At 59.4% G+C, this 3,795-nt stretch carries 4 protein-coding genes and 1 pseudogene; 3 read left to right on the top strand and 2 right to left on the bottom strand.

Translation table 11 applies throughout. The annotated features are described in order from the left end of the window. The first annotated feature begins 272 nt into the window (after window positions 1-272). Window positions 273-909: pseudogene (locus tag QZY01_RS16540) on the top strand (tyrosine-type recombinase/integrase). 333 nt (window positions 910-1,242) lie between these two features. On the opposite strand, the gene QZY01_RS16535 reads toward QZY01_RS16540, so the two are convergent. Beyond that, complete coding sequence (locus tag QZY01_RS16535; protein WP_294539259.1) at window positions 1,243-1,593, bottom strand: 4a-hydroxytetrahydrobiopterin dehydratase; 351 nt, start codon at window positions 1,591-1,593, stop codon at window positions 1,243-1,245. Between the two features lie 11 nt (window positions 1,594-1,604). Next, entirely contained in the window at window positions 1,605-2,342 is a 738-nt protein-coding gene (locus tag QZY01_RS16530) for a DUF2189 domain-containing protein (protein ID WP_294539256.1), read from the bottom strand. 443 nt (window positions 2,343-2,785) lie between these two features. Between QZY01_RS16530 and QZY01_RS16525 the strand changes: the two genes are divergently transcribed. Continuing rightward, window positions 2,786-3,502: a methyltransferase domain-containing protein gene (locus QZY01_RS16525; protein ID WP_294539253.1), complete on the top strand. Its 717-nt coding sequence runs from the start codon at window positions 2,786-2,788 to the stop codon at window positions 3,500-3,502. 69 nt (window positions 3,503-3,571) lie between these two features. Beyond that, on the top strand, window positions 3,572-3,795 hold a 224-nt coding region (locus tag QZY01_RS16520; RefSeq protein ID WP_294539250.1), incomplete at its 3' end, for a hypothetical protein.

The raw sequence follows: 3,795 nt of genomic DNA, 5'->3' as shown, positions 1-3,795 counted from the left end.
GACCATAAACGGTCGCCAGGGACGGCGCCAGCCGATTGCAGCAGCGCGGGGCTGACGGCCGGCAATTTGATCGGTTGGTCGCTACCGATAAACTTTTCTGCCGGTGTCCGGGCGTCGGCCCAAGGCTCAAACTTCGCGACCGCGATCCGCTCTGACCTGGCGGAACGCCGGTATCTGGGTTTCGGAGCTTCAGCGCCGCGAGCACGTTGTATTCTCATGGCCCGCAGGGGCGGGCCGCTGGGAGGGAGTGGTCGGACGAGGAGGTTACTTCCATGTCCAAGACCCACACTCTGCAACAGGACCAACGGCAATCGCCTTGGAACAAGGGGCGTCTTGTCGGTCAGAAACGTCCCCTCAAGCCAAAGGAAGTCTGGAATATCCGGGCCCGGCTGCAAATCGAGGCGGGCAAACGCGACCTCGCGATGTTCAACCTGGCGATCGACAGCAAACTGCGGGGCTGCGATCTCGTCCGGTTGAAGATCGACGATTTGTGCGTCGGCGGGAGGCTACGCGACCGTGCGACGATCATCCAGAAAAAGACCGGCAGACCGGTCCAGTTCGAACTCACGGAGCAGACCCGGGCGTCGATTGAGGATTGGTTGGCGGTGCTCAAAATCCGCGACGGGCGCTTTCTTTTTCCCAGCCGGGTCCATGAGCAGCCGCACATCTCGACGCGCCAATATGCTCGCATCGTCCACGACTGGGTGAAGAGTGCTGGCCTGGACGATTCAGCATACGGCACGCATTCATTCGATGCGGCGAACGAAGGCCGCGCAGATCTATAAAAAGACAGGAAACCTCAGGGCGGTCCAGCTTTTGTTGGAACAAACGAAGTTGGAAAGCACCGTTCGCTATCTCGGCATTGAGGTGGAGGATGCGCTCAGCATTTCCGAGCAAGTAGAACTGTGACGTATTTGTTGCGGCGCCGCCATACGGCGGCCGCTGCAACTTGATCGAGGCGCGAAATCCGGCTGCTTTCTTAATGACAGCGGTCTTCGAACGCCTTGCAGGACCGGGGAGTTTTGACCCGACGCGGACATTCGTTTGACTTCCCCGGCGCGTTAAGGGAGCGGGTGAAAGCGGTCGTTCGTGCGGCGCATCCTTGATCGGTTGGCGCGTTACGCGACCCATACGCCCCCGGCTTTTGGCGAAAGGGCAAGCGGCGCCATATCTTTGACTCTGATCCCAACCCGGGGCCCGTTGATCGAAAACGCGCACGGCATCGAAATACCAAACACCATATCACGCCTTGGCGGCCTGCTCGAATATACGGTCGATCTTCGCGGCCATGATGAAGTCGTTTTCGTGCAATCCCTTGATCTTCTTGGTCTGCAAAGAGACCGTCGCGTGGCCCCAGCCGAAGGAAATGTCGGGATGGTGGCCTTCCGCTTCCGCGAGTTCCGCTATCGCCTGAACAAAGCCGAACGCGTCCCGGAAATTGTGAAAGCCAAATTTCCGCTCGATGCGATGCACGTCGTCCTCCAGACGCCAGTCTGGAACCTCTGCGCGAAAGAACTCGGCCTGCTCGGGCGTGAGCGGCGGGATTCCTCCGCGACAAGGCGTGCAGCTTTTGCTGGTCAGTTCCTCGGTCACCCCCATACCCTTCACACGACGATCTTGCGGTACAGATGCCAGGCGGCGTGCCCCAGCACCGGAAGGACGACGATCAGTCCGATGAGAACCGGGATCATCCCCACCAGCATGGAAACCGCGATGAACAAGCCCCAGGCCAGCATTGGCCCCGGATTGACGCGCATGGCCTGAATGGACGTCGCCATGGCGGTCGTAACGGAGACTGGCCGATCAAGCAGCAACGGAAAGGAGATAACGCTAATCGATAGCACGAGGAGGGCGAACAAGGAGCCGACTCCGACGCCGAAGACGATGAGCGCCCAACCGGCGCGCGTCGTGAAGACGTCATTGACGAATGACGAGACAGAGGTCGGCAAGTCCGGGCCGATGGTGAGCGCGTAAATTCCCAGCGCAACAGCCAGCCAAAGGGCGAAAATGACGATCAGGAGCAAGCCAAGCTTGAAGATCGAGGCGGCGGCAGGCGAAGCGAAGGCTTTGAAGCCTTCACCCCAGGACACGCTCTCGCCTCGCTCTCGCCGCCGACACATTTCATAGAGCCAGACCGCCGCGAAAGGCCCGATCAGGGCGAAGCCTGAAAGGAGCGGGAACAGCAGCGGCAAACGCTCGGCGTTCGACGTCAATAGCGCCAGAGCGATTCCCGCGACGGGATAAAGGAGACAAACGAAGAGCACATCGTCACGAAAGGCGCCGAAATCATCCAGGCCTTTGATGAGCGCGTCGCGCAGGTCGTCAAAAGAGATGCGGCGCACCTGGGGAGGCGCCAGCGAGTCGTCCACAACAGGGTTAGCAAGTGCGTGACCGAAGGATCTTAAAGCGTTGCCGGTCGCCGTGAGTTGTACAGCGCCCCATTCAGCGGGATTTCTGATCCACATCGGTAGTCCTTCCGAACTTTCGGTGCGAGCGCACGCAAACCTTTCATAACCCTATTCCCGGAACGATCTGCCGTCATGAGAAATAATCGTGATGGTTGAATAGCTTAAGCTTGAAGTCCTGGCTGAAGTAAAATTTAATGCGCTCCGACCTACGACGGCGCCCAGCTGAAGGAGGGAGGCATTGAGCGAAGGACCGGTCCCTGCCGCCGACCGGACGATGGCTGGTGGGAGGACCGCGCCGACAGCGGAAAAGCCTGATTTGCAAACATCTCCCGAGATATTAATGCTTTCCGCTCCCAATCTAAACTTGAGAGGGCCGAATGGCGCATCTGCCAATCGACGCGCTAGAACGAAGGTCAGCACAATGCCAAGCGGGCTTCCTCCTGCCATCGCTTAAATCGGGTATGTCCGTGCTGGACTGCGGCTGCGGACCGGGATCGATCACATTCGACCTTGCGCGTCACGTCGCCCCCGGCGTGGTTATAGGAATTGATGCCGAACCAGCACAGATTGAACGCGCTATTCAGAGGGCCGAACGGCCTGATAATGCGACCTTCCAAACCGCCTCAGTCTATGACTTACCATTTGAGACAGGGCGCTTCGGGGTCGTATTTGCTCATGCACTCTTTCAGCATCTACGCGATCCAAGCCAAGCCATAAGCGAGATGCATCGCGTTCTGGCTCCGGGCGGCATCATTGCTCTACGCAGCCCGGACTGGGGTGCCATCATCATCATGCCACCGACCCCTGCGTTGATGAGCGCATTCAAAATGTTCATTGACGTGTACTACGAGAACGGGACGCCGCTCGCAGGCCGCGATGGGCCAAGTTTGCTACGCAGTGCTGGATGCCAAGACGTCACTTTCACTGCTACCGTTGAACATGAGAACCCGGCCAATCTCGGTCAGTTCGCCGCCGCCAAGCTCATCGCTCCTGAGCAAGAAGAAGGAGCGGCCTGCTTGCGAGCATGGGCTGCCAACCCCGATGCTCTGTTTGCACAAATGTGGGGTGAAACGGTCGCCCGTCGTTCCGAATGACTTGGTGAAAGTGGTGTTGAGTCCGTTCAGGGTCATGATTACGCATTCCCTACGGCACAGGAATGACCGGTGTCGGCGCGGCTGCGGACGATGAAAAGCAAGCGGGAACGGGCGCTTTGCGTCCGTGATGAGACCGTCGCCGATCCGATCGGGAAGGTCAGCAAAGAGCCGATTCCTGCCGATGGCCATCGGCCCCTCGGCGGAAGGCGGACGACCCCATCGACGACTTGCTCCGGGACGCTGGCGCAGCGGAGCGGGGCCGTCAACCGTCCCATTCCGGTATTTGCTGGTCG

The organism is uncultured Rhodoblastus sp., assembly GCF_903903185.1.
GTDB lineage: Bacteria > Pseudomonadota > Alphaproteobacteria > Rhizobiales > Beijerinckiaceae > Rhodoblastus.
Note: the sequence above shows the minus strand (reverse complement) of the source record. Positions and strands in the feature narration are given on the sequence as shown.